This is a genomic window from Mixta sp., assembly GCF_024610815.1.
Taxonomy (GTDB): domain Bacteria; phylum Pseudomonadota; class Gammaproteobacteria; order Enterobacterales; family Enterobacteriaceae; genus Mixta; species Mixta calida.
In genome coordinates this window covers 1-20,349 of record NZ_JANION010000039.1, presented here as the reverse complement: position 1 = coordinate 20,349, position 20,349 = coordinate 1, and the positions used below count along the sequence as shown (strand labels likewise).

The window sequence follows — 20,349 nt, the reverse complement described above, 5'->3', positions numbered from 1 at the left end:
GTTCTCATATTCGGTGGTGGTAATTTCCGTGGTTTTCCCCTGCCAGCTGCCGGTGGCTTTAATGCCGAACAGGTTATAGCTCGGTTTGCCGTCCTCGGTCAGAATCTGACGTTTGCCCCAGCCCGACTCCAGCGCCGCCTGGGCGAGGATCAGCTGATGCGGAATGCCGGTCTGCTGGCTGGCCAGCTGCGCCGGCTGCGTTAGTTTGGCGATAAAGTCGCTGCTGTCGCCGCTCAGCGGCGCGCTTTCAGTCGGCTGCGGCAGCTTCGGCACCGCACGCTGCACCATTTGCAGCATCTGCGTCTGCATCTGTTCCAGCTGACGGGGCAGCAGCGTATTGATCACGACTGAACGGTCAAGCGGCATCGGCACGGTGCCCGCCTTTTCGTCCGGCGCCTGAGCCGGCATCATCTGCTTCACGATGACGTCCGCCAGCCCAAGCCCTTTATTGCCCATTTCCTGCGCAATCTGCTGGTCATACATTGAGGTGAACATCCGCGACTGTTCGGTGCTGAGCAGGCCATCCTGCGGCAGCGCCTGACGCATACTTTTCAACATCATCTGCACAAACATGCCTTCCACCTGCTTCGCCACCTGCAACGCTTTTCCATTTGGATCGTTGCCTGCCTGACGTTTCAGGTCATTGAGCGACTGGCTGTCAAACGCCGCGCTCGCTACAGATTGCGTATCATTCATCAGATAATTTCCAGTTTGGCGCGCAGGCAGCCCGCGCTCTGCATTGACTGAAGAATCGACATCAGGTCCATCGGCGTCGCGCCGAGCGCGTTCAGAGCGCGCACCACGCTGTTCAGGTTGGCGCTGGCGTTAACGCGTTGCAGCGCGCCGCCTTCCTGACGCATATCGATCTGCGTTTGCGGCGTCACCACGGTCTGACCGCCCGCCAGCGGGGTATTCGGCTGACTAACATTCTGCTGTTGGTTCACCGTCACCGACAGGTTGCCCTGCGCAACCGCACAGGAGCTGAGCGCCACTTCGCGGTTCATCACCACCGATCCGGTTCGCGAGTTGATAATCACTTTCGCGTCCTGAATCGGCACCGACACGTCCAGATCCTGGATATCGGCCAGCAGACGCACCTGCGAACTGTTGTTCATCGGCACACGCACCTGTACGGTGCGGGCGTCCAGCGGTTGCGCCACGCCTAAGCCGCGGCCGTTGATAGCGTCGCTGATGCGCTGCGCCATGCTGAAATCTTCGTCATTCAGCTGCAGGTTAAGCGTGCCCTGGGTGCCGAAGTTACTCTGAATTTCACGTTCAATGGTCGCGCCGCCGGTGATGCGGCCGCCGTTCAGCTGGTTGACCTGCACGCTGGAGCCGCCTGCCGAGGCGCCCGCGCCGCCGACCAGAATGTTGCCCTGCGCCAGCGCGTAAACCTGGTTGTCGACGCCTTTCAGCGGCGTCATCAGCAGCGTGCCGCCGCGCAGGCTTTTGGCGTTGCCCAGCGAGGAGACGACGACGTCGATCTGCTGCCCCTGACGGCCAAACGCCGGCAGACTGGCGGTCACCATCACCGCCGCCACGTTTTTCAGCTGCATGTTGGTGCCGGTCGGCACGGTGATGCCGAGCTGGGAAAGCATGTTGTTCAGCGACTGGGTGGTGAACGGCGTCTGCGCCGTCTGGTCGCCGGTGCCGTCAAGCCCGACCACCAGGCCGTAGCCGATCAGCTGGTTATCCCGGACGCCCTGGATAGTAGCGAGATCGCGGATGCGATCGGCGCAGGCAAATGCGCTGACGCCCAGCAGCAGCAGCGAAAGCGCGAAACGAATAATGCGTGACTGTGACATAAAAGCCTCTTACATCGGTGAGATGTTCAGGAAGAAGCGCTGCAGCCAACCCATGTTCTGCGCTTCGTTGATATAGCCGTTGCCGACATATTCGATACGGGCGTCGGCCACCTGCGTGGACACCACGGTATTGCTGCCGCTGATGGTGCGCGGGTTGACCACGCCAGAGAAGCGAATAAATTCGGTGCCCTGGTTAATCTCGATCTGCTTCTCACCGACCACGTTCAGGTTGCCGTTCGGCAGCACCTGATTGACGGTAACCGTAATCGTACCGGTGAAGGTGTTATTGGCGGAGGCGCCGCCCTTACCGGCGAAATCGTTTTTGCCTTCGCCGCTCAGCGAGGTCTTATCGCCGCCCAGCAGGCCTTCCAGCGCGCGCGGCACGGCGGTCAGGCCGAGCGTGGCGCTGCCGTCTCGGCTGGCGTTGGCGGAGGAGCTCTTACTGGCGCTGACGTTTTCTTGCAGCACGATAGTCAGCGTGTCGCCGATATTGCGCGGACGACGATCCTCGAACAGAGGCTGATAACCGTAGTTCATCGGCATCACCCCCTGGAAAATGGAGCCGTTTACCACGGGCGGCATGGCTGGCATCGGCTGAGCCGTCGTTGGGCCATCGACCAGCGGTTTACGGGGAACTAAGGCGCAACCGTTAAGGGTCACCAGCAGCGTGGCGATGACCAAATGTCCAGGCTTGAATGCGTATTGCTTCGCCATGACCTGTATACCTTTCATTATGTCACTCTGGATCGGCGGGACTTACGCCCCGCCGGTTCGCGCTAACGCGCGCTTACTGCCGTTACACCTGCGTCAGTTTTTGCAGCATCTGATCGGAGGTGGTAATAGCCTTACTGTTGATCTCATAGGCGCGCTGCGTCTGGATCATGCTCACCAGCTCTTCCGCCACGTTGACGTTAGAGGTTTCCACGTAGCCCTGATAGAGCAGACCGGCGCCGTTCAAGCCGGGCGTGCTGTCGGTCGGGGCGCCGGAAGCCTGCGTCTCTTTGTAGAGGTTCTCGCCCACGCTTTCGAGACCGGTATCGTTGATAAAGGTGCTCAGCGTCAGCTGACCGACCTGCACCGGCTGCGCCTGACCCTGCTGGGTCACGCTCACCACGCCGTCACGCCCGATGGAGATGCTCAGGGAGTTGGCCGGAATGGTGATGCCGGGCTGAACCGGGAAGCCGGCGTTGGTTACCAGCTGGCCGTTCTGGTCCACCTGGAACGAGCCGTCACGGGTATAGGCCAGGGTGCCGTCCGGCATCTGCACCTGGAAGAAGCCCTGTCCGTTGACCGCCACATCTTTCGAGTTGTCGGTTTTCGACAGGTTGCCTTGGGTGTGCAGGCGCTCGGTCGCCACCGGACGCACGCCGGTGCCGATCTGCAGGCCGGACGGCAGCGTGGTCTGCTCAGAGGACTGAGCGCCCGGCTGACGCATGGTCTGGTACATCAGATCTTCGAATACCGCGCGCGAACGCTTAAAGCCGTTGGTGCTGACGTTGGCCAGGTTGTTGGCGATGACGTCCATATTGGTTTGTTGGGCGTCAAGACCGGTTTTGGCGATCCATAAGGAGCTAATCATGCTGTTTTCCTTTCGCCTTAGCTGCTCATATTGAGCAGCTGGTTGGCGCGTTGTTCGTTTTCATCGACGCTGGAGATGACTTTCATCTGCATCTCGAAGCGGCGGGCGTTAGCGATCATGTCGACCATGGTTTCAACCGGCTTGACGTTGCTGCCTTCCAGCACGCCGGGCATGACATGCACCGTCGGGTCGTTTTGCAACACCGCGCCGCGCTGAGCCTGCGCCGCCGCGGTCAGACGGAACATGCCGTCGTCGCCGCGCATCACTTCCTGACCGGTCGCCTTCACCAGCTTCAGACGTCCCAGCTGCACCGTCGCGTTCGGGGCGTCGCCCGGATTCAGCGCGGTCAGCGTGCCGTCGGAGGCGATGGTGATCTCCGCGCCCTGCGGCACCGCAATCGGACCGCCGTCACCCATCACCGGGTTGCCCTGAATGGTGAGCTGCCCGGTGGGGCTGACCTGCATGTTGCCGTTGCGGGTGTAAGCTTCGGTGCCGTCCGGTGCCTGCACCGCCAGCCAGCCGTCCTGCTGTACCGCCACATCCAGCGAACGCTGGGTGTAGTCGAGCGCGCCCGACGACATATCGGAGCCCGGCGTCGAGGCGGTGACCAGCGTACGCGTCGGCAGCGACAGGCCTTCTACCGGCACCGCGCGCAGCGCATTAAGCTGCGCGCGAAAGCCTGGGGTGGAGGCGTTGGCCAGGTTGTTGGCCGTCACCGCCTGCATATTGAGCGTCTGGCTCGCCGCGCCCATGGCGGTATAAATCGCGTGATCCATAGCGCAATCCTGTTAGCGTTATTAACGCAGGTTAACCAGCGTGTTGAGGATCTGATCCTGGGTTTTGATAGTCTGCGCGTTCGACTGATAGTTACGCTGCGCCACGATCATATTGACCAGTTCTTTACTCAGATCGACGTTAGAAGACTCCAGCGCGCCTGCGGTCAGGGTGCCGAGGTTGCCGGTGCCCGCCAGGCCAACCAGCGGCTGACCGGAAGAGGCGGTAGATGACCAGACGTTATCGCCTTCCGACTTCAGGCCTTCGGCGTTCGCGAAGTTCGCCAGCACGATCTGACCCAGCACCTGCGTTTTCTCGTTGGAGTAGTTGCCCACTACCGTGCCGTCATTGTTGATCTGGTAGCTCACCAGGTCGCCCGGCTTGTAGCCATCCTGCGTCGGGTTGCCGAAGGTGTTGGCGCCGGTGTTCTGCTGCATGCTGTTGGTGAATTCCAGCGTAAAGGTCTGCGCGTTGGCGCCGTTCAGCGCGCCCATGGAGATAGTCTGGCTGGCCGCAGAGGTCATGATGCCGTTGGCGTTAAAGCTCATGGTAAACGGCGTGGTCGCGGTGCCGGTGCTGGAGTCGATCGGGTGCACGCTCCAGTTGTTGTCCGCGGTTTTCACGAAATAGAGATCGATGGTGTGCGCGTTGCCCAGCGAATCATAGGTCGTCATAGACGACTTGGCGTTGTAGCTGGAAGCGTTGGTGCTGTCGAAGCTGGCGTCCGATTTGGTGCCGTCGGATGAGTTCAGGTTAGCAACCAGCCCGCCTTTGGTGGTAGCGCTGGCGGTCATCTGAGTGGTCGGCACGCTGAGCGCAACCGGGTTGGCGCCGGTCTGCACGGTCGGAGGCGAGCCCGCAACCGGATAGCCGGTCAGCTTCATGCCCTGCATGTTAACGATGTTGCGGTTCTCATCCAGCATAAATTGACCGTTACGGCTGTAATAGACCGATCCGTTGTCGTCCGCCATGCGGAAAAAGCCCTGCTGGCTGATCGCCACATCCAGGCCGCGGCTGGTGGTTGTGGTGGTGCCGTCGTTAAAGTCCTGGATCACGCCAGCTACTTTTACGCCCATGCCCACTTTCGAGCCGGCGAACATGTCGGCGAACGCGACGGTGCTGGATTTAAAACCGGCGGTCGCGGAGTTGGAAATGTTGTTGCCGATAACGTCGAGGTTACTGGAGGCCGCGTTTAAGCCGCTGACCGCTTGTGAAAAGCCCATGTGTCACTCCTGAGTAAATTGGTGTCGTTTTAGAGAATCTGACGAATTTTATCGAGCGTGGTGGTGCCCATCGTCCCGAGGTCAAGGATTGCCCCGCTGGAATCGGTGGTCACACCGTTCACTAAGGCATAGTTCAGTGGCTGCGCCACCAGTTGTTCTGTCCCGTCGCTGGCGGCGAGCGAGACGTTATATTTGCCATCCGGCGCCGTAGTGCCATCCGCCAGCGTGCCGTCCCACGAGAAGGTGTGGACGCCCGCCGTCAGGCCGCCAAGATCGAGGGTGCGCACCACTTTGCCGCTGCCGTCGGTAATGGTCGCGGTGGTGGTAGTCGAGGCGCGCGTCAGATCGACGCCGAACGGCGTGGCCTGCCCCTTGCCCGCCAGAATCTGCGTGCCCGGCACCATGACGCCGTGGCCGATCAGGGTAGAGGCCTGCATCGACTGGTTGCTGTTGATCTGACCGGAAATCGAACCCAGCGTGGTGTTCAGCTTCTCAATGCCGCTTACGGTATTGATCTGCGCCAGCTGCGTGGTCAGCTCGTTGTTCTCCATCGGATTGGTGGGATCCTGGTTTTTCAGCTGCGTCACCAGCAGCGTCAAAAAGTTGCTCTGCAGATCGGACGCGCTGCTGCTGCTCGACGCCCCGGTGGTGTTGGTCAGGACACTGGGGTTGATCTTTTCGTTAACGCCAACGGCTAAGCCCATTGTTATTCTCCGTTATTGACCCATGGTCAGGGTTTTCATCATCATTGACTTGACGGTGTTCAGCACTTCGACGTTCGCCTGATAGCTGCGCGATGCCGCCATGCTATTTACCGTCTCGCTGACCACGTCGACGTTCGGCATCTTGACGTAGCCTTTGCCGTCCGCCAGCGGATTGCCTGGATCGTAAACCAGCTTCGCTGGCGTCTTGTCTTCCACCACCTGGGCCACGCGCACGCCGCCGGTCGCCTGACCCGGCGCGGCGTCCACCTGGAACACCACCTGTTTCGCCACGTAGGGCTGGCCGTCAGGCCCGGTCACGCTGTCGGCGTTGGCCAGGTTGCTGGCGGCGACGTTCAATCGCTGAGACTGTGCAGTCATCGCCGAACCGGCGATATCAAAAATGTTCAGTAATGCCATCTGTTATTGTCCCTGCAGCACGGTCATCATGCCTTTTATCTGGCTGCCGATGAGCGTGAGGTCGGTTTGATATTTCAGGCTGTTGTCCGCGAACTGCGTACGCTCGCGATCCATATCGACGGTGTTGCCATCCATCGACGGCTGATCGGGAATGCGATACAGCAGGTCCATCGACGGCAACTTTGCAGTCTGTGCAGGAATATGGCGTGCCGACGTCACCGCCAGCGACAGGCCTGAACCCTGCGCACGCCCTTTCTCCAGCGCGCGGTTAAGCTCGCTGGCGAAATCGATATCTCTGGCCTGATAGCCTGGGGTATCGGCGTTAGCGATGTTGGATGCCAGGATCTCCTGACGTTGAGCCCGCAGGTTCAGCGCTTCGGTGCCGAACTGTAGTGCTGCATCCAGTTTGTCAAGCATGCTTCCTCCGAAAGTGAAAATTTTGAGTTGTCAGCATAATCGGGCGCGTGGAAAGCTATCGCCGGAATAGCGCTAAAAAGCAGCGCTATTTTTTGCCTTGAAGAATTGCGCGCACGGGTAGAATCAGCGGCATGCAAGGTGACGGGGATAAACAGATGCGGATAATAAAAGGGTGGCTGACGGCGATGCTGTTCATACTGGCGATGCCGGTATGGGCGGACGACTTGACCGCACAGCTCAACCAGTTTTTTAAAACGCGCGATCCGCAGCATGCCGCCGGTATGAACGTTGTGGTGCGCACGCCGCCGCAGCAGTGGCCGGCCTGCCCCGCGCCGCAGTTCTCGCTTCCCGGCAACAGCCGTCTGTGGGGCACGATGAGCGTGGCGGCGAACTGCGATCAGCAGCGCCGTTATATCCAGGTGGAAGTGCAGGTGACCGGCGATTACGTGGTGGTGAACCGTCAGGTGCCGCGCGGCGCCACGCTGAGCGTCGCGGACGTGGTCATAAAGCAAGGACGACTCGATACCCTGCCTGCGCGCGCGGTGCTCGATCCACAGCAAATTGTCGATGCGGTCAGCGTGCGCGACCTGCTGCCCGACCAGCCGCTGACGCTCTCAATGGTGCGTCAGCCCTGGCGGGTAAAAGCCGGTCAGCCGGTGATTGTGATTGCGCAGGGCGACGGTTTTAACGCCAGCGGCGAAGGTCGGGCGCTGAACAACGCCACGGCGACGCAGCGGGTGCGGGTGCGAATGGGAAATGGGCAAATAGTCAGCGGCAGCGTCAGTGCGGATGGGAATATTCTTATATCGCTATAAACTGCTAAAGATGGCTGTTGTTCTGCCGATAGTGGGATCAACATACATTGTACTCTTTGCCTATCAGGCAGCATCCAGGCCTGAATTTACAGGAGCCAGACCATGAGCATTGATAAAACTAAAGCTATGCAGCCCGTCAGCACCGTTCAGCCGCGCGAAAGCAATGAAAGCGCTGGCGCGAAAGTGCGTCAGACCAGCAGCGCAGCAACGCCAGCCGGTGCCGCGCAGGTCAGCCTGAGCGGCGCTCAGTCCCAGCTGATGAAGCCGGGCAGTCAGGACATTAATACCGCGCGCGTCGAGCAGCTGAAAACCGCCATTCGCAACGGCGAGCTGAAGATGGATACCGGTAAAATCGCTGACGCCCTGATTCAGGAAGCGAAATCGTACTTACAGGATAAATAACCGCTATGAACAGCCTGATTACCGCGCTGGATAAAATGCAGGAAGTCCTCGGCTCGCTGAGCAACATAATAAAGGAAGAGCATGAGCAGCTCTCTGCCGGTTTTATTAACAGCAGCCTGCTTCAGCGTATTACCGAAGATAAAAGTTCACTGCTGACGACGCTGAACTATCTGGACGGCATGCGGCGGGAATCAGAGAAACAGTATCGTCTTCAGGCGCCCTATCGCGGCCAGCCGGAGCTGGCGCGTCGCTGGCAGACGATCGAACAACGCACGCGTCAACTGCGCGACAACAACACCCATAACGGCATGCTGTTAAATCAGCAGGTAGCGCTGAACAGCAAAGCGCTGGCGCTGCTGAAGCCGCATCAGACTCAGGCCTTTTACGGCCCGGACGGTCAGGCGACCTCCGGCGGCTTTACCTCACGGCGGGTTTAACCGCTGAAGCATTAACCCACCGGATTCGCTTCCGGCGGGTTTTGCGCGTTTTGAATCAGGCGACCGAGCGACGGGCGAAGTCGCGTGGGCGGAAACCCAGCAGCGCCAGCACCACGAAATAGGCGCCGCCGCCCACCGCGCAGACCGCCGCCAGCCGCATCAGGCGGTACGGCATGCCGCCGATATCCCACGCAGGCATCACCATCAGCATCGCTACCAGCACGCCCGCCATCACCACCACCGCCAGCACCAGACGCAGCAAAAAACCGAACCAGCCCGGCTGCGGCTGAAAAATTTGCTTTTTACGCAGCTGCCAGAACAGCAGCGCGCCGTTCAGACAGGCGGCCAGACCAATCGACAGCGACAGTCCCGCATGCTTCAGCGGCCCGATAAAGGCCAGGTTCATCAGCTGCGTCATAATCAGCGTGACGATGGCGATCTTTACCGGCGTTTTGATGTCCTGCCGTGAGTAAAAGCCCGGCGCCAGCACCTTCACCACGATCAACCCCATCAGGCCGACCGAATAGGCGATCAGCGCGCGCTGCGTCATCGCGGCGTCAAAGGCGGTGAACTTGCCGTACTGGAACAGCGCCACGGTGAGCGGCCCGGAGAGAATCCCCAGCGCCACCGCGCTCGGCAGCGCCAGCAGGAAGCAGAGACGCAGTCCCCAGTCCATCAGGCGCGAATATTCATCATGGTTGCCGCTGGCGAAGCTGCGCGACAGCGACGGCAGCAGAATGGTGCCCAGCGCCACGCCCAATACGCCGGAGGGAAACTCCATCAGGCGATCGGCGTAGTACATCCATGATACCGAGCCGGAGACGAGGAACGAGGCGAAAATGGTGTTGATGATCAGCGAAATCTGGCTGACGGAAACGCCGAGGATTGCCGGTCCCATCTGACGCAGCACGCGCCAGACGCCCGCATCCTTCAGATTGAGGCGCGGCAGCACCAGCATGCCGATCTTTTTCAGGTGCGGCAGCTGATAGCCCAGCTGCAACACGCCGCCGACCACCACTGCCCACGCCAGCGCCAGCACCGGCGGATGGAAATGCGGCGCGCCGAACAGCGCGAAGCCGATCATACTGATATTCAACAGCGTGGGCGCGAAGGCCGGCACCGAAAAGCGGTTCCAGGTGTTGAGGATCGCGCCCACCAGCGAGGCGAGCGAAATCAGCAGAATATAGGGAAAGGTGATGCGCAGCAGACTGCTGGAGAGCGCGAACTTATCTGCGGTATCGGCGAAGCCCGGCGCGGTGACCATAATCACCCAGGGCGCGGCGATCATGCCGAGAAAAGTGACCAGCGCCAGCGCCAGGGTCAGCAGCCCTGATACGTAGGCAACGAACACGCGCGTCGCCTCCTCGCCCTGCTTGCTTTTATATTCCGCCAGGATCGGCACGAACGCCTGCGAAAACGCGCCTTCGGCAAAGATGCGGCGCAGCAGATTGGGAAGTTTAAAGGCGACGAAAAAGGCGTCGGTAGCCATCCCGGCTCCGAACACCCTTGCCACAATCGCATCGCGGGCAAAGCCCAGCACGCGTGAGAACAGCGTCATAGAGCTGACCGCCGCCAGGGATTTCAACAAATTCATGGTTAACTGCGCATCCTGAAGGTTCAATCCGGTTAACAGACAATAGCGGACCGGCAGCGGGCCGATCCGGCGGTTAGTCTACCGATACGCAGGGAAATAACCACAATGGATTGTTACAGCAGATTATTCTTGCTCAAGGTCGCGCCAGATTTTTTCCACGATGCGCTGCGCCTTGAGCGCCTGCTCGCCGCTGGTTTCCGGCATTGTCTGATTTTGCACGCAGTCGATAAAATGGCGCGCCGCGCCGTCGAAACCACGCAAGGCCTGGGTGGTTTGCCAGGCGGGCGGCGGCTCAATCAGGGTTTTTCCTTCCGCCTCATGGCGCCAGTCGCGCATTTCGTCCAGCTGAAAGACGCCGCCGTCGGCGATAGCGCTCACCGACTCGCGCTGCGTGCCGGCGCGTCGGTGCATGCTGGTAGTGACCTGAGCGTTGCCGACGCTGAAGTGATGCTCGCCGTAGAGCATCTCTCCCGCCTCGGTGGTCTGGATGTAGCCGTGATGCAGTTTAACCTTGCCGTCCGCCAGCCACAGGGCGGTATCCACCACATGCAGATAGTCGTCCAGCAGGGTAAAACGCAGATCGTGCGGGCCGACGCTGTCGCTGCGGTGTTTCTCCATACGGATCGAGGCAGGCTGATGCAGCGCGGCCTTTAGCTGCTGATAGCGCGGCGCGAAGCGGCGATTGAAGCCGACCATCAGCTTGCGGCCGCGCCGGTGCGCCAGTTCCACCAACGCTTCCGCCTCATCGAGCGTCTCCGCCAGCGGCTTATCGACGCAGACGTCGACGCCCAGCTCCAGCAGCTCGCGCACCACGCGGTAGTGGCTGGCGGTGCTGCTGTGCACGAACACCGCGTCGCAGTCGGCCGCCAGCGCGTCGATCTGGCCGTAGCAGCGCATGCGATAGCTGTCGCATACCTGCTGCGCCTTTTGCTGGTTTGGCGAAAAGCCGCCCACCAACGTCCACGCATCGGCGCGCGCCAGCACCGGCAGCCAGGCTTTTTGCGCGATGCCGCCTAACCCCACTACCCCAATTTTTACTGTCATAGCAGACCTCTGTATCGGACCTTTTGCGCCAGGCGCGACGCCCGGATGGATGAAAACCAGCCTGTTTGCCAGGCTGAATATGTCAGACGCCGGCGCGAAGAAGAGCCGGCGCGCTACGGCCTCAGCCGCGTCGTTCTGGCGTCCAGTCGCGGCAGGTCAATGCGGTCAATACATGATCCTGCCAGCGGCCGTCAATCAGCAGATAATCTTTGGCGTAGCCCTCTTTTTCAAAGCCCAGGCGCGCCAGCAGATTGCCGCTGCGCTGATTGTGCGGCATATAGTTGGCCATAATGCGATGCATGCGCTGCTGGCGCTGCATATAGCGGATCGCCGACTGCAACGCTTCAAACATCATCCCCTGCCCCTGCCACTTTTCGCCCAGCGAATAGCCGAGATAGCAGGCGTGAAACGAACCGCGCAGCACGTTGCTGAAATTGGCGACGCCGCGCACCTCTTTCTCTTCAGGGTCCATCACAATAAAATAGAAAGCGCTGCCCTGTTTGTGCATGTCGGTAATCAAGCCAAGACGCGCCTGCCAGCCGGAGGGATAGCAGTGACTTTCGTCGCGCACCGGCTCCCAGGGCTTAAGGAAGGCGCGATTTTCAGCATAGTAATCAGCCAGTCGCCATGCATCGCGCTCATGAACAAGACGTACTACCAGCCGATCGGTAGTCAGGCGCACTTTCGGCGCGGCGGAACGATAGCCAAACATCTTTTCTCCTGAAAGCCATGGCTGATAAACAAAATGGATTGTAGCCCGGCGCGGCTGTCGTCAGCGCAGCCCGGCCATCCGTCTCTCATTATTCTGGCTTCACAGATTGCCCGGAAGCAAACCCGGCGTGAAGAAAAGCTGAGAAGACGCTATTACTGCCCTGAAATTACAGCACATTTTGTCAAAGATCGATAAAAAAATATCATTCTCCGTTTGCTGTTAAATTGCACAGCCAACACCGAGAATAGAGCTTCTTCAAATGCGCTTTGTTTATGGTTGCTAAGGAATCAGCATGGCTTGTGTTGCGCGCGCCCGGCGTCTGGGGCGCATTTTTCTGCTGTTCGACAATATGCTGGTAGTGCTGGGCTTTTTTGTCGTTTTTCCGCTGATTTCGATTCGCTTCGTCGATCAACTGGGCTGGGCGGCGATAATGGTGGGCATCGCGCTTGGGCTGCGTCAGCTGGTGCAGCAGGGGCTGGGAGTCTTCGGCGGCGCGATCGCCGACCGCTTCGGCGCCAAGCCGATGATCGTCAGCGGCATGCTGCTGCGCGCCGCCGGTTTCGCCGCCATGGCGGTGGCGCACGAGCCTTGGGTTCTCTGGTTCTCCTGTCTGCTCTCGGGCATCGGCGGCACGCTGTTCGATCCGCCGCGCACCGCGCTGGTAGTGAAGCTGATCCGCCCGGAGGCGCGCGGCCGCTTCTTTTCGCTGTTAATGATGCAGGACAGCGCCGGCGCAGTGCTGGGCGCGCTAATCGGCAGCTGGCTGCTCGCCTGGGATTTCCGTCTGGTCTGCTGGGCCGGCGCGCTGGTGTTCGTGCTGGCCGCGCTGTTCAACGCCCTGCTGCTGCCCGCCTGGCGCATCTCCACCGTGCCGACGCCGATGCGCGAAGGGTTAAGCCGCGTATTGAAAGATCGCCGCTTCTGCACCTATGTGCTGACGCTGACCGGCTATTACATGCTGGCGGTACAGGTGATGCTGATGCTGCCGATTATGGTGAATCAGGTTGCTGGCAGCGCCAGCGCGGTGAAATGGATGTACGCCATTGAAGCCACGCTGTCGCTGACGCTGCTCTACCCCATCGCCCGCTGGAGCGAAAAGCGCTTTCGCCTGCACCATCGCCTGATGGCGGGCCTGCTGTTGATGACGCTCAGCCTGCTGCCCATCGGCCTGACCGACTCGTTGCAGCAGCTGTTTGTGCTGATCAGCCTGTTTTATATCGGCTCGATTATCGCCGAGCCGGCGCGGGAAACCCTCAGCGCCGAGCTGGCCAGCGCGCGGGCGCGCGGCAGCTATCTCGGCTTCAGCCGCCTCGGCCTGGCGCTGGGCGGCGCACTCGGCTACACCGGCGGCGGCTGGATGTTCGACGCCGGCCGCGAGCTGGGTCTGCCGGAGCTTCCCTGGCTGATGCTCGGCAGCGTGGGCATGGCGACGCTGCTGGCGCTCTGGTGGCAGTTTCAGCCGCGCACCGCCGCGCCCGCGATGCTCAGCGGCGGCTAAAGCCGCCGTCGCGGTCTGCCCTCCCCCTGAATCTCTTCCATACTTTTTAAGACTATTCAAACGATTGTCGGCGGCCGACGCTGCCGACAGCAGCGGTAAGGAGAGGTCTGGTGAAACTCTATATTTACGATCATTGTCCCTTCTGCGTGAAAGCGCGCATGATTTTCGGTCTGAAAAACCTGCCGGTAGAACTGATCGTGATGCTCAACGACGATGAAGAAACGCCGAAGCGTCTGATCGGTCAGAAGATTGCGCCGATCCTGCAAAAAGAGGATGGCAGTTGCATGCCGGAAAGCCTCGATATTGTGCGTTTTGTCGATAAGCTGGATGGCGAACCGCTGCTGACCGGCAAAACCAATCCCGCCATCAATGACTGGCTGCGCAACGTGAACGGCTACGTGAATAAGCTGCTGCTGCCCCGCATCGCGCAGGCCTCTTTCGCCGAGTTCGCCACGCCGGAAGCGCGCAGCTATTTTAAAAATAAAAAGGAAGCCAGCATCGGTGACTTCGCCGAGCTGAAACAGCACGCCAACGGGCTGGTGAAGAAGATCAGCGACGATCTGCGCGATCTCGATAAGCTGATCGTCAAGCCGAATGCGGTCAACGGCGAGCTGTCGGATGATGACATTCACCTTTTCCCGCTGCTGCGTTCGCTGACGCTGGTGGCAGGCGTCACCTGGCCCAGCCGGGTTGCCGAGTATCGCGATAATATGGCGAAGCAGACGCAGGTTAATTTGCTGAGCTCCATCGCGGTTTGATATTGCCGGGCGGCATCATGCCGCCTCTCTTTTTCCCCTTCTTTACGTATTCTCCTGGTGACTCGCGGCGGCGATTGCGGCAAGCTTAGCCTCCTTAAAAAGGAGACTTTCTCCGCATTACTTTCGAGGATTGTCATGAACAAGGCGTTTCTGGCGCTCTGCGCCCTTCTGGTTGCTGGTCTGCTAACCGCCTGTAACCAGCTTACCCAGTACACCATCTCCGAACAGGAGGTGAACCAGGCTTTGCAAAAGCATAATAACTACGAAAAAAATATCGGCGTCTCCGGGCTGGTCAATGCGCATATCGTACTGACCAACCTCAGCAGCCAGATTGGCCGCGAAGAGCCGGGCAAGGTGACGCTCTCCGGCAACGCGAAGGTCAACATCACTTCACTGCTCGGTCCGCAGCAGGCGGATATGCAGCTGAAGATGAAAGCGCAGCCGTTTTTCGATAAAGAAAAAGGCGCGATTTACCTGAAAGATATGGAAATCGTGCAGTCGGACGTACAGCCGGAGAAAATGCAGCCGGTGCTGCAAACCCTGACGCCCTATCTGAATCAGTCGCTGAAAAGCTATTTCGATCGTGAGCCGGCCTGGGTGTTAAGCACCGAGCGCAGCAAAGCGGAAGCGATGGCGAAAAAACTGGCGAAAGGCATTGAAGTCAAACCGGGCGAGCTGGTTATTCCCTTTACCGACTAACCTTTTTTCAACGTATCGGCTATCTTCTCAACGCCCCGCCACGCGGGGCTTTTTTTTACCTGACGCGCACAAAGCAAGTGCAATCGGTTGCCTTTATCCTTATGCTTGGTACCCGGCTAAAAACCGCCTTTCTTCATTCTTACCGCCGGAGCATAACTGATGACTGCACAACCCCAGCAACTGATCATTCGCCGCCCTGACGACTGGCATATCCATCTGCGTGACGATGAGATGCTGCGCGCCGTATTGCCCTGGACCAGCGCCGTGTGCGGCCGTGCCATCGTTATGCCTAATCTGGCGCCGCCGGTCACCAGCGTCGAGGCGGCCATCGCCTACCGCGAGCGCATTCTCGCCGCGCTGCCGGAAGGCCATGCGTTCCAGCCGTTGATGACCTGCTACCTGACCGATTCGCTGAGCGCGGACGAAGTGGAAAAAGGGTTCAGCGCTGGCGTTTTCACCGCCGCCAAACTCTATCCCGCTCACGCCACCACCAACTCCAGCCACGGCGTCACCAGCATCGATGCCATCGCTTCGGTGCTGGAGCGGATGCAGCGCATCGGCATGCCGCTGCTGATCCATGGCGAAGTCACCGACGCACATATCGATATTTTCGATCGCGAGGCGCGCTTTATCGAAACGGTGATGGAGCCGCTGCGCCAGCGCTATCCTGAGCTGAAGGTGGTGTTTGAACATATCACCACCAAAGAGGCGGCGCAGTATGTGGAGGCGGGTAATGAGCGTCTCGGCGCGACGATTACCCCGCAGCATCTGATGTTTAACCGTAACCATATGTTGGTCGGCGGCGTGCGTCCGCATCTTTATTGCCTGCCGATCCTGAAGCGCAATGTGCATCAGGAGGCGCTGCGCAAGGTGATCGCCAGCGGCCATCCGCGCTTTTTCCTCGGCACCGATACCGCGCCGCATCTGCGTCACCGTAAAGAGACGAGCTGCGGCTGCGCCGGGGTATTTAACGCGCCGACGGCGCTGCCCGCCTACGCCACGGTATTTGAAGAGATGGATGCGCTGGCGCACTTTGAAGCCTTCTGCTCGGAGAACGGCCCACGCTTCTACGGGCTGCCGCTGAATGAAGGAACGATTCGTCTGGTGCGCGAGCCCTGGACGGTGACCGAAAGCATCCCTGCGGCGGGCGATACGCTGGTGCCTTTCCTCGCCGGTGAAACGCTGAACTGGCGCGTCGCCTGATACGCCTTTTGGCTGGCGCAGTACGCGCCAGCCGTCTCCGCTTTTCTTTTACGCTTCCCCTCTTTCTCGCGCAGCTTTTCGTTGCTTTGCGTTCCCGTTAACTGTATAAATACACAGTACTCAAAGCGGAGGCAGATATGCGTGTTGAAGTCACTATAGCGAAAACCACTCAGCTCCCTGCCGGCGCTATCGATGCGCTGACGCAGGAGCTGTCAAAACGTATTGATAAAGAATTTCCTGAAGTCAGTAACCATATTTCCGTGCGCTACGCCAGCGCCAATAACCTGACCGTGATGGGCAGTGGTAAAGAAGCGAAAGATCGCGTGACCGAAATCCTGCAGGAGACATGGGAAAGCGCGGACGACTGGTTTATCACTGACTGATCCCCCTCTTTGTGCCGTTGTTTGCCGGATATCGCCATCCGGCTTTTTTTTATCTTTGCCGCCTCGCCGCCGCGTCAACGCGGTTATAGACTGTTTTAAGCTGATGACTTATTCTTGCGCCAGTCATGCTTACAGGAGGTGTTACCCATGACCACTGAAAAACCCGAAGAGGCGATGACATTTGGTGAACTGCTGGCGCTAATTGGCGAACAGCAGCGTCGTCTTACCGTGCTGGAAAACGCGTTTTCTTATCTGACATTTTGTCTGGACGCCAAATCCAACCAGCTGTTGATTCACAGCCTGCGTCTGGAATCGCAGAATCAAAATTATGATGAGGGGATGCAGCTGCATTTTGCCCGCCTTGCAGAAGAACTGGAAAAGCGCAGCGCGCCGGTAAAAATTCAGTCCGATGCCGGCGTTTAATTTTATAAACTCCTGCTTCAGGCAGGAGTTTTTTTCCTCTAAGAAATTTCAGATTTCCGTTCAATTATTATTCACCTGCCGATTAAAGTAGCGATTAGCGCATTTTTCGTGCCGCTTAATTCTGTAACGCTGTTATAATCATTCTGCTCTGTGAAAAAAAGCCGCATTGAAACCTCAATTAATCACTTCGTTCTACGAGTAATAAGGGGGTTATAATGGACAGTAATAAAGAGATCATTCAGACACATCCCCTCGTTGGATGGGATATCAGTACCGTGGACTCGTATGATGCGATGATGATTCGTCTGCATTCGCTTTCATCTAATGAGCAACAGCCTGATGAAGCCGACGTAGGGCCGACTTACTGGCTGACTACGGATGTTGCCAGACAATTTATCTCCATTCTGGAAGCGGGCATCGCTAAAATAGAAGCCAGCGAAATCCTTGCTCGAGACTACAAAAAGCACTAATTAGCATCATGTTTGACAGGCACCTTTCGGGGTGCCTTTTTATTATCCGCGCCCTTTTGCTATGCTGCTAACCCTTCGCAGCGTCAGGAGAAGTTGGCAAATGGTTTATGATCTTATCGTTATCGGGAGTGGCTCCGTCGGTGCCGCGGCGGGCTGGTACGCCACCCGCGCCGGGCTGAAGGTGCTGATGATCGACAGCGCCCATCCCCCTCATCAGGAAGGCAGCCATCACGGCGCCACGCGGCTTATCCGCCACGCCTACGGCGAAGGCGCGCGCTATGTGCCGATGGTGCTGCGCGCGCAACAGCTCTGGGACGAGCTGGAAACGCTGAGCGGCGAGCGCATCATGCACCGCAGCGGCATTATCAATCTCTCTCCTGCCGCCTCGCCGTTTATCGCCAACGTTATTGAAAGCGCGCGTCAGTTCCAGCTTGAAATTGAGGTGCTGGAGGCGGAACAGGTGCGACAGCGCTGGCCGGACATCAGCGTGCCGGATGGCTACGTAGGCGTTTATGAGCCGCGCTCCGGCTACCTTAAATCGGAAGTGGCGATTCGCAGCTGGATACGCCTGGCGCGCGAGGCGGGCTGCGCCCAGCTGTTTAACTGTCCGGTTAGCGCCCTCGTCCGCGAAGGCGACCTCCAGCGCGTCACCACCCTTGACGGCGACTACTATGGCCGCAAGGTGCTGATCAGCGCCGGCACCGCGATTAAAGCACTCTGCCCTGAACTGCCGGTCACGCCGGTGCGCAAGGTGTTCGCCTGGTATCAGGCCGACGGCCGCTATAGCGAAAACAATAAATTCCCCGGCTTTACCGTTGAAATGGAAGACGGCAGCCAGTATTACGGTTTTCCGGCTGATAATAACGAGCTGAAAATAGGCCGACACGATGGCGGTCAACCGATGGCGACCGGCGAGGCGCGCAGGCCTTTTGGCGCCTGGGCCAGCGATGGTAATGAGGTGTTTAATTTCCTGCGCCGCTTTTTACCGGGCGTCGGCGTCTGTTTACACGGCGCCGCCTGCGCTTATGATAATTCGCCCGATGAAGATTTTATTATCGATACGCTGCCGGATGATAATCAGCGCATGGTAATAAGCGGATTAAGCGGTCACGGTTTTAAATTCGCCAGCGTATTAGGTGAAATAGCCTGTGCTTTTGCCAGCGATAAGCCCTGTGAATTTGACTTAACGCCGTTCTCTCTTTCCCGCTTTAAATAAAAAATAAAGGCACAATTAAATTGTGCCTTATTATTTTCAAGCTAATAAATACCGTTATGATTGTTTATTCGCGGCGCGCTTCATTAAAGCCGATATTATTGCGTCTGCATCTTTTCTTTCTGACGGCGCAGCTTTAATTTTTTCACCAGCCTGACCGCTTCCGCTTCGGAACCGACCGCGGGCGCTGAGCCGTGCAGCGGCTTACGCGCCGTTTCTCGCATAAAGAAGACGGTAATTAAACCGATCACCGCAGCACCCATCAGGTAGTAAGCAGGCATCAGCAGATTTTGCGTTTTATCGACCAGCCAGGCGGTCATCAGCGGCGTGGTGCCGCCAAACAGCGAGACAGAAATGTTAAAGCCGATCGCCAGCGCGCTGTAGCGAATATCGGTGGCGAACAGCGCCGGGAGCGCGGAAGGCATGGTGCCGCTGAAGCAGCTGTGTAGCACCCCAAGGATCATCAGGCCGATAAAGACGAACACCAGATTGCCGGTCGCCACCAGCATCAGACACGGGATCGCCAGCACGATCAAACCGACCGATCCAAGCGCGATCACTGGACGACGGCCAAGGCGATCGTTCCAGTGGCCCCAGAACAGCGTCAGCGGCATCATCACAAACATCACCACCAGCACCAGCATCAGGCCGCTCAGCTCGCTGAGTCCCAGCACGCCGGTGAGATAGCTCGGCATGTAAGAAGTGAGCATATAGTTGGAGACGTTGAACAGCAGCACCAGACCGATGCATTTCAACATCTGCGCACGGTATTTGCTCAGCATCTGCCACAGCGTCATGCGCGGCTTGCTGTGCTCCAGCGCTTCCTGCTTCTCCATATGCTTCTGAAACGCCGGCGTCTCTTCCAGCTTCAGACGGATATAGAGACCGAACAGTCCCAGCGGCGCGGCGATAAAGAAAGGAACGCGCCAGCCCCAGCTAAGCAGCTGGTCGGTCGACAACGCCGCCGTCAGCGCGGTGACCAGCCCGGCCCCCAGCAAATAACCGCCCAGCGTGCCGAACTCCAGCCAGCTGCCCATAAAGCCGCGGCGTTTATCGGTGGAGTACTCGGCGATAAAGGTAGCGGCCCCGCCATATTCTCCTCCGGTTGAGAAGCCCTGCAACAGACGCGCCAGCAGCAGTAGCAGCGGCGCGGCAATACCGATGCTGTTATAGCCGGGGATCAGCCCGATACAGAAGGTACCGATAGACATCAAAATCATGGTGATCGCCAACACCTTCTGACGTCCAATGCGGTCGCCGAGCGGGCCGAAAAACAGGCCGCCGATGGGACGCACCAGGAAGGCGGCGGCAAAGGCGCCGAAGGTGGCGATCAACTGCGCCGCCGGGCTGCCGCCAGGGAAGAAGACTTTACCGATAGTGACGGCCAGATAGCTGTAAACGCCGAAGTCAAACCACTCCATGGCGTTGCCCAGCGCCGCGGCGCCGACGGCGCGCTTCAGCATCTCATTGTCGACAATGGTGATATCGTCGACGGTAAGTTCCTTTTGCGCTTTTTTCTGCCAGAAATGTTTTTTTGTATGGATAGATGAGCCTGTAGCTTCGTTCATATCGTTTCCTCACGGATGACGCGATGACGGAGAGGCAGCACCATAGCTTTCATAGCCAGCCGGTGGCAAATGGTAAGGAAAGCTATAACGCAGCATGAGTGCGTGGCACAAAAATGAGATATGCATCACGCTTATTGACACTTTTTTACTTTATACATCCCGCCGACAAATTGCAACTTTGTTGAAATTTACTCCTGATACAGTAAAGAGT

General features: G+C 58.7%; 24 protein-coding genes. 11 read left to right on the top strand and 13 right to left on the bottom strand.

What is annotated here, in order from left to right; all coding sequences use genetic code 11:
- The 9 genes from flgJ to flgB form a co-directional block, all read right to left on the bottom strand.
- A partial coding sequence (gene flgJ, locus MYY08_RS02315; RefSeq protein ID WP_288012875.1) for a flagellar assembly peptidoglycan hydrolase FlgJ occupies window positions 1-696 on the bottom strand: 696 nt, incomplete at its 3' end.
- Complete coding sequence (locus MYY08_RS02310; RefSeq protein WP_038626807.1) at window positions 696-1,805, bottom strand: flagellar basal body P-ring protein FlgI; 1,110 nt, start codon at window positions 1,803-1,805, stop codon at window positions 696-698. The genes flgJ and MYY08_RS02310, both read right to left, overlap by 1 nt.
- A gap of 9 nt (window positions 1,806-1,814) precedes the next feature.
- Window positions 1,815-2,519, bottom strand: a complete 705-nt coding sequence (gene flgH, locus MYY08_RS02305) for a flagellar basal body L-ring protein FlgH (protein WP_038630048.1) — start codon at window positions 2,517-2,519, stop codon at window positions 1,815-1,817.
- Between the two features lie 82 nt (window positions 2,520-2,601).
- On the bottom strand, window positions 2,602-3,384 hold the full coding sequence (gene flgG / locus MYY08_RS02300; RefSeq protein WP_038626809.1) for a flagellar basal-body rod protein FlgG: 783 nt from the start codon (window positions 3,382-3,384) through the stop codon (window positions 2,602-2,604).
- A 17-nt stretch (window positions 3,385-3,401) separates the two neighbouring features.
- Entirely contained in the window at window positions 3,402-4,160 is a 759-nt protein-coding gene (locus tag MYY08_RS02295) for a flagellar basal body rod protein FlgF (protein WP_038626811.1), read from the bottom strand.
- Between the two features lie 21 nt (window positions 4,161-4,181).
- Window positions 4,182-5,381: a flagellar hook protein FlgE gene (flgE, locus tag MYY08_RS02290; RefSeq protein WP_190296720.1), complete on the bottom strand. Its 1,200-nt coding sequence runs from the start codon at window positions 5,379-5,381 to the stop codon at window positions 4,182-4,184.
- Between the two features lie 29 nt (window positions 5,382-5,410).
- Window positions 5,411-6,085 carry a flagellar hook assembly protein FlgD gene (flgD, locus tag MYY08_RS02285; protein ID WP_038626814.1) on the bottom strand — a complete coding sequence of 225 codons (675 nt, stop codon included), beginning with the start codon at window positions 6,083-6,085 and terminating at the stop codon, window positions 5,411-5,413.
- Window positions 6,086-6,097: 12 nt separating this feature from the next.
- Window positions 6,098-6,502 carry a flagellar basal body rod protein FlgC gene (gene flgC / locus MYY08_RS02280; protein ID WP_038626816.1) on the bottom strand — a complete coding sequence of 135 codons (405 nt, stop codon included), beginning with the start codon at window positions 6,500-6,502 and terminating at the stop codon, window positions 6,098-6,100.
- Window positions 6,503-6,505: 3 nt separating this feature from the next.
- Entirely contained in the window at window positions 6,506-6,919 is a 414-nt protein-coding gene (gene flgB / locus MYY08_RS02275) for a flagellar basal body rod protein FlgB (protein WP_038626817.1), read from the bottom strand.
- A 155-nt stretch (window positions 6,920-7,074) separates the two neighbouring features.
- On the opposite strand from flgB, the gene flgA reads away from it, so the two are divergent.
- The 3 genes from flgA to flgN all read left to right on the top strand — a co-directional run bounded on the left by flgA (window position 7,075) and on the right by flgN (window position 8,573).
- Complete coding sequence (flgA, locus tag MYY08_RS02270) at window positions 7,075-7,734, top strand: flagellar basal body P-ring formation chaperone FlgA (RefSeq protein ID WP_038630049.1); 660 nt, start codon at window positions 7,075-7,077, stop codon at window positions 7,732-7,734.
- Between the two features lie 102 nt (window positions 7,735-7,836).
- Window positions 7,837-8,136, top strand: a complete 300-nt coding sequence (flgM, locus tag MYY08_RS02265; RefSeq protein ID WP_038626819.1) for a flagellar biosynthesis anti-sigma factor FlgM — start codon at window positions 7,837-7,839, stop codon at window positions 8,134-8,136.
- A 5-nt stretch (window positions 8,137-8,141) separates the two neighbouring features.
- Window positions 8,142-8,573, top strand: coding sequence for a flagellar export chaperone FlgN (gene flgN, locus MYY08_RS02260; protein ID WP_038626821.1), 432 nt, complete (start codon window positions 8,142-8,144; stop codon window positions 8,571-8,573).
- A 55-nt stretch (window positions 8,574-8,628) separates the two neighbouring features.
- Here the strand turns inward: flgN and murJ are convergent, their stop codons facing one another.
- The 3 genes from murJ to rimJ form a co-directional block, all read right to left on the bottom strand.
- Window positions 8,629-10,167: a murein biosynthesis integral membrane protein MurJ gene (gene murJ, locus MYY08_RS02255; RefSeq protein ID WP_084970491.1), complete on the bottom strand. Its 1,539-nt coding sequence runs from the start codon at window positions 10,165-10,167 to the stop codon at window positions 8,629-8,631.
- 123 nt (window positions 10,168-10,290) lie between these two features.
- Window positions 10,291-11,211 (bottom strand): Gfo/Idh/MocA family protein, encoded by a 921-nt coding sequence (locus MYY08_RS02250; protein ID WP_190296717.1) that lies wholly within the window; start codon window positions 11,209-11,211, stop codon window positions 10,291-10,293.
- Between the two features lie 121 nt (window positions 11,212-11,332).
- A complete protein-coding gene (gene rimJ / locus MYY08_RS02245; RefSeq protein WP_038626827.1) occupies window positions 11,333-11,923 on the bottom strand; it encodes a ribosomal protein S5-alanine N-acetyltransferase in 591 nt (196 codons plus the stop codon).
- Between the two features lie 292 nt (window positions 11,924-12,215).
- Here rimJ and mdtH point away from each other — a divergent pair, with 292 nt between their 5' ends.
- The 8 genes from mdtH (at window position 12,216) to solA (ending at window position 18,573) form a co-directional block, all read left to right on the top strand.
- Window positions 12,216-13,421, top strand: a complete 1,206-nt coding sequence (gene mdtH / locus MYY08_RS02240; protein WP_038626829.1) for a multidrug efflux MFS transporter MdtH — start codon at window positions 12,216-12,218, stop codon at window positions 13,419-13,421.
- 110 nt (window positions 13,422-13,531) lie between these two features.
- Complete coding sequence (gene grxB / locus MYY08_RS02235; RefSeq protein ID WP_038626831.1) at window positions 13,532-14,179, top strand: glutaredoxin 2; 648 nt, start codon at window positions 13,532-13,534, stop codon at window positions 14,177-14,179.
- A gap of 135 nt (window positions 14,180-14,314) precedes the next feature.
- Window positions 14,315-14,878 carry a lipoprotein gene (locus MYY08_RS02230; RefSeq protein WP_038626833.1) on the top strand — a complete coding sequence of 188 codons (564 nt, stop codon included), beginning with the start codon at window positions 14,315-14,317 and terminating at the stop codon, window positions 14,876-14,878.
- A gap of 159 nt (window positions 14,879-15,037) precedes the next feature.
- A complete protein-coding gene (gene pyrC / locus MYY08_RS02225; protein ID WP_038626835.1) occupies window positions 15,038-16,081 on the top strand; it encodes a dihydroorotase in 1,044 nt (347 codons plus the stop codon).
- A 137-nt stretch (window positions 16,082-16,218) separates the two neighbouring features.
- The gene (gene dinI, locus MYY08_RS02220; protein ID WP_038626837.1) at window positions 16,219-16,464 is read left to right on the top strand and encodes a DNA damage-inducible protein I; all 246 of its coding nucleotides are present in this window, start codon (window positions 16,219-16,221) and stop codon (window positions 16,462-16,464) included.
- 147 nt (window positions 16,465-16,611) lie between these two features.
- Complete coding sequence (locus MYY08_RS02215; RefSeq protein WP_038626839.1) at window positions 16,612-16,887, top strand: hypothetical protein; 276 nt, start codon at window positions 16,612-16,614, stop codon at window positions 16,885-16,887.
- Window positions 16,888-17,102: 215 nt separating this feature from the next.
- Window positions 17,103-17,357 carry a biofilm formation regulator BssS gene (bssS, locus tag MYY08_RS02210; RefSeq protein WP_084970930.1) on the top strand — a complete coding sequence of 85 codons (255 nt, stop codon included), beginning with the start codon at window positions 17,103-17,105 and terminating at the stop codon, window positions 17,355-17,357.
- 100 nt (window positions 17,358-17,457) lie between these two features.
- Entirely contained in the window at window positions 17,458-18,573 is a 1,116-nt protein-coding gene (gene solA, locus MYY08_RS02205) for an N-methyl-L-tryptophan oxidase (protein ID WP_190296716.1), read from the top strand.
- 95 nt (window positions 18,574-18,668) lie between these two features.
- Here solA and proP read toward each other — a convergent pair whose 3' ends face one another.
- Window positions 18,669-20,138, bottom strand: coding sequence for a glycine betaine/L-proline transporter ProP (gene proP, locus MYY08_RS02200; RefSeq protein WP_038626843.1), 1,470 nt, complete (start codon window positions 20,136-20,138; stop codon window positions 18,669-18,671).
- Window positions 20,139-20,349: the final 211 nt, after the last annotated feature.

Bases quoted from the DNA above. Each gene is read 5' to 3' on its own strand.
- flgC (WP_038626816.1), bottom strand. From the start codon at position 6,502: ATGGCATTACTGAACATTTTTGATATCGCCGGTTCGGCGATGACTGCA.
- MYY08_RS02215 (WP_038626839.1), top strand. From the start codon at position 16,612: ATGACCACTGAAAAACCCGAAGAGGCGATGACATTTGGTGAACTGCTG.
- bssS (WP_084970930.1), top strand. From the start codon at position 17,103: ATGGACAGTAATAAAGAGATCATTCAGACACATCCCCTCGTTGGATGG.
- solA (WP_190296716.1), top strand. From the start codon at position 17,458: ATGGTTTATGATCTTATCGTTATCGGGAGTGGCTCCGTCGGTGCCGCG.
- flgE (WP_190296720.1), bottom strand. From the start codon at position 5,381: ATGGGCTTTTCACAAGCGGTCAGCGGCTTAAACGCGGCCTCCAGTAAC.
- pyrC (WP_038626835.1), top strand. From the start codon at position 15,038: ATGACTGCACAACCCCAGCAACTGATCATTCGCCGCCCTGACGACTGG.
- MYY08_RS02310 (WP_038626807.1), bottom strand. From the start codon at position 1,805: ATGTCACAGTCACGCATTATTCGTTTCGCGCTTTCGCTGCTGCTGCTG.
- flgB (WP_038626817.1), bottom strand. From the start codon at position 6,919: ATGCTTGACAAACTGGATGCAGCACTACAGTTCGGCACCGAAGCGCTG.
- MYY08_RS02295 (WP_038626811.1), bottom strand. From the start codon at position 4,160: ATGGATCACGCGATTTATACCGCCATGGGCGCGGCGAGCCAGACGCTC.
- MYY08_RS02230 (WP_038626833.1), top strand. From the start codon at position 14,315: ATGAACAAGGCGTTTCTGGCGCTCTGCGCCCTTCTGGTTGCTGGTCTG.
- rimJ (WP_038626827.1), bottom strand. From the start codon at position 11,923: ATGTTTGGCTATCGTTCCGCCGCGCCGAAAGTGCGCCTGACTACCGAT.
- flgN (WP_038626821.1), top strand. From the start codon at position 8,142: ATGAACAGCCTGATTACCGCGCTGGATAAAATGCAGGAAGTCCTCGGC.
- flgA (WP_038630049.1), top strand. From the start codon at position 7,075: ATGCGGATAATAAAAGGGTGGCTGACGGCGATGCTGTTCATACTGGCG.
- flgG (WP_038626809.1), bottom strand. From the start codon at position 3,384: ATGATTAGCTCCTTATGGATCGCCAAAACCGGTCTTGACGCCCAACAA.
- mdtH (WP_038626829.1), top strand. From the start codon at position 12,216: ATGGCTTGTGTTGCGCGCGCCCGGCGTCTGGGGCGCATTTTTCTGCTG.
- flgM (WP_038626819.1), top strand. From the start codon at position 7,837: ATGAGCATTGATAAAACTAAAGCTATGCAGCCCGTCAGCACCGTTCAG.
- proP (WP_038626843.1), bottom strand. From the start codon at position 20,138: ATGAACGAAGCTACAGGCTCATCTATCCATACAAAAAAACATTTCTGG.
- murJ (WP_084970491.1), bottom strand. From the start codon at position 10,167: ATGAATTTGTTGAAATCCCTGGCGGCGGTCAGCTCTATGACGCTGTTC.
- MYY08_RS02250 (WP_190296717.1), bottom strand. From the start codon at position 11,211: ATGACAGTAAAAATTGGGGTAGTGGGGTTAGGCGGCATCGCGCAAAAA.
- flgD (WP_038626814.1), bottom strand. From the start codon at position 6,085: ATGGGCTTAGCCGTTGGCGTTAACGAAAAGATCAACCCCAGTGTCCTG.
- dinI (WP_038626837.1), top strand. From the start codon at position 16,219: ATGCGTGTTGAAGTCACTATAGCGAAAACCACTCAGCTCCCTGCCGGC.
- flgH (WP_038630048.1), bottom strand. From the start codon at position 2,519: ATGGCGAAGCAATACGCATTCAAGCCTGGACATTTGGTCATCGCCACG.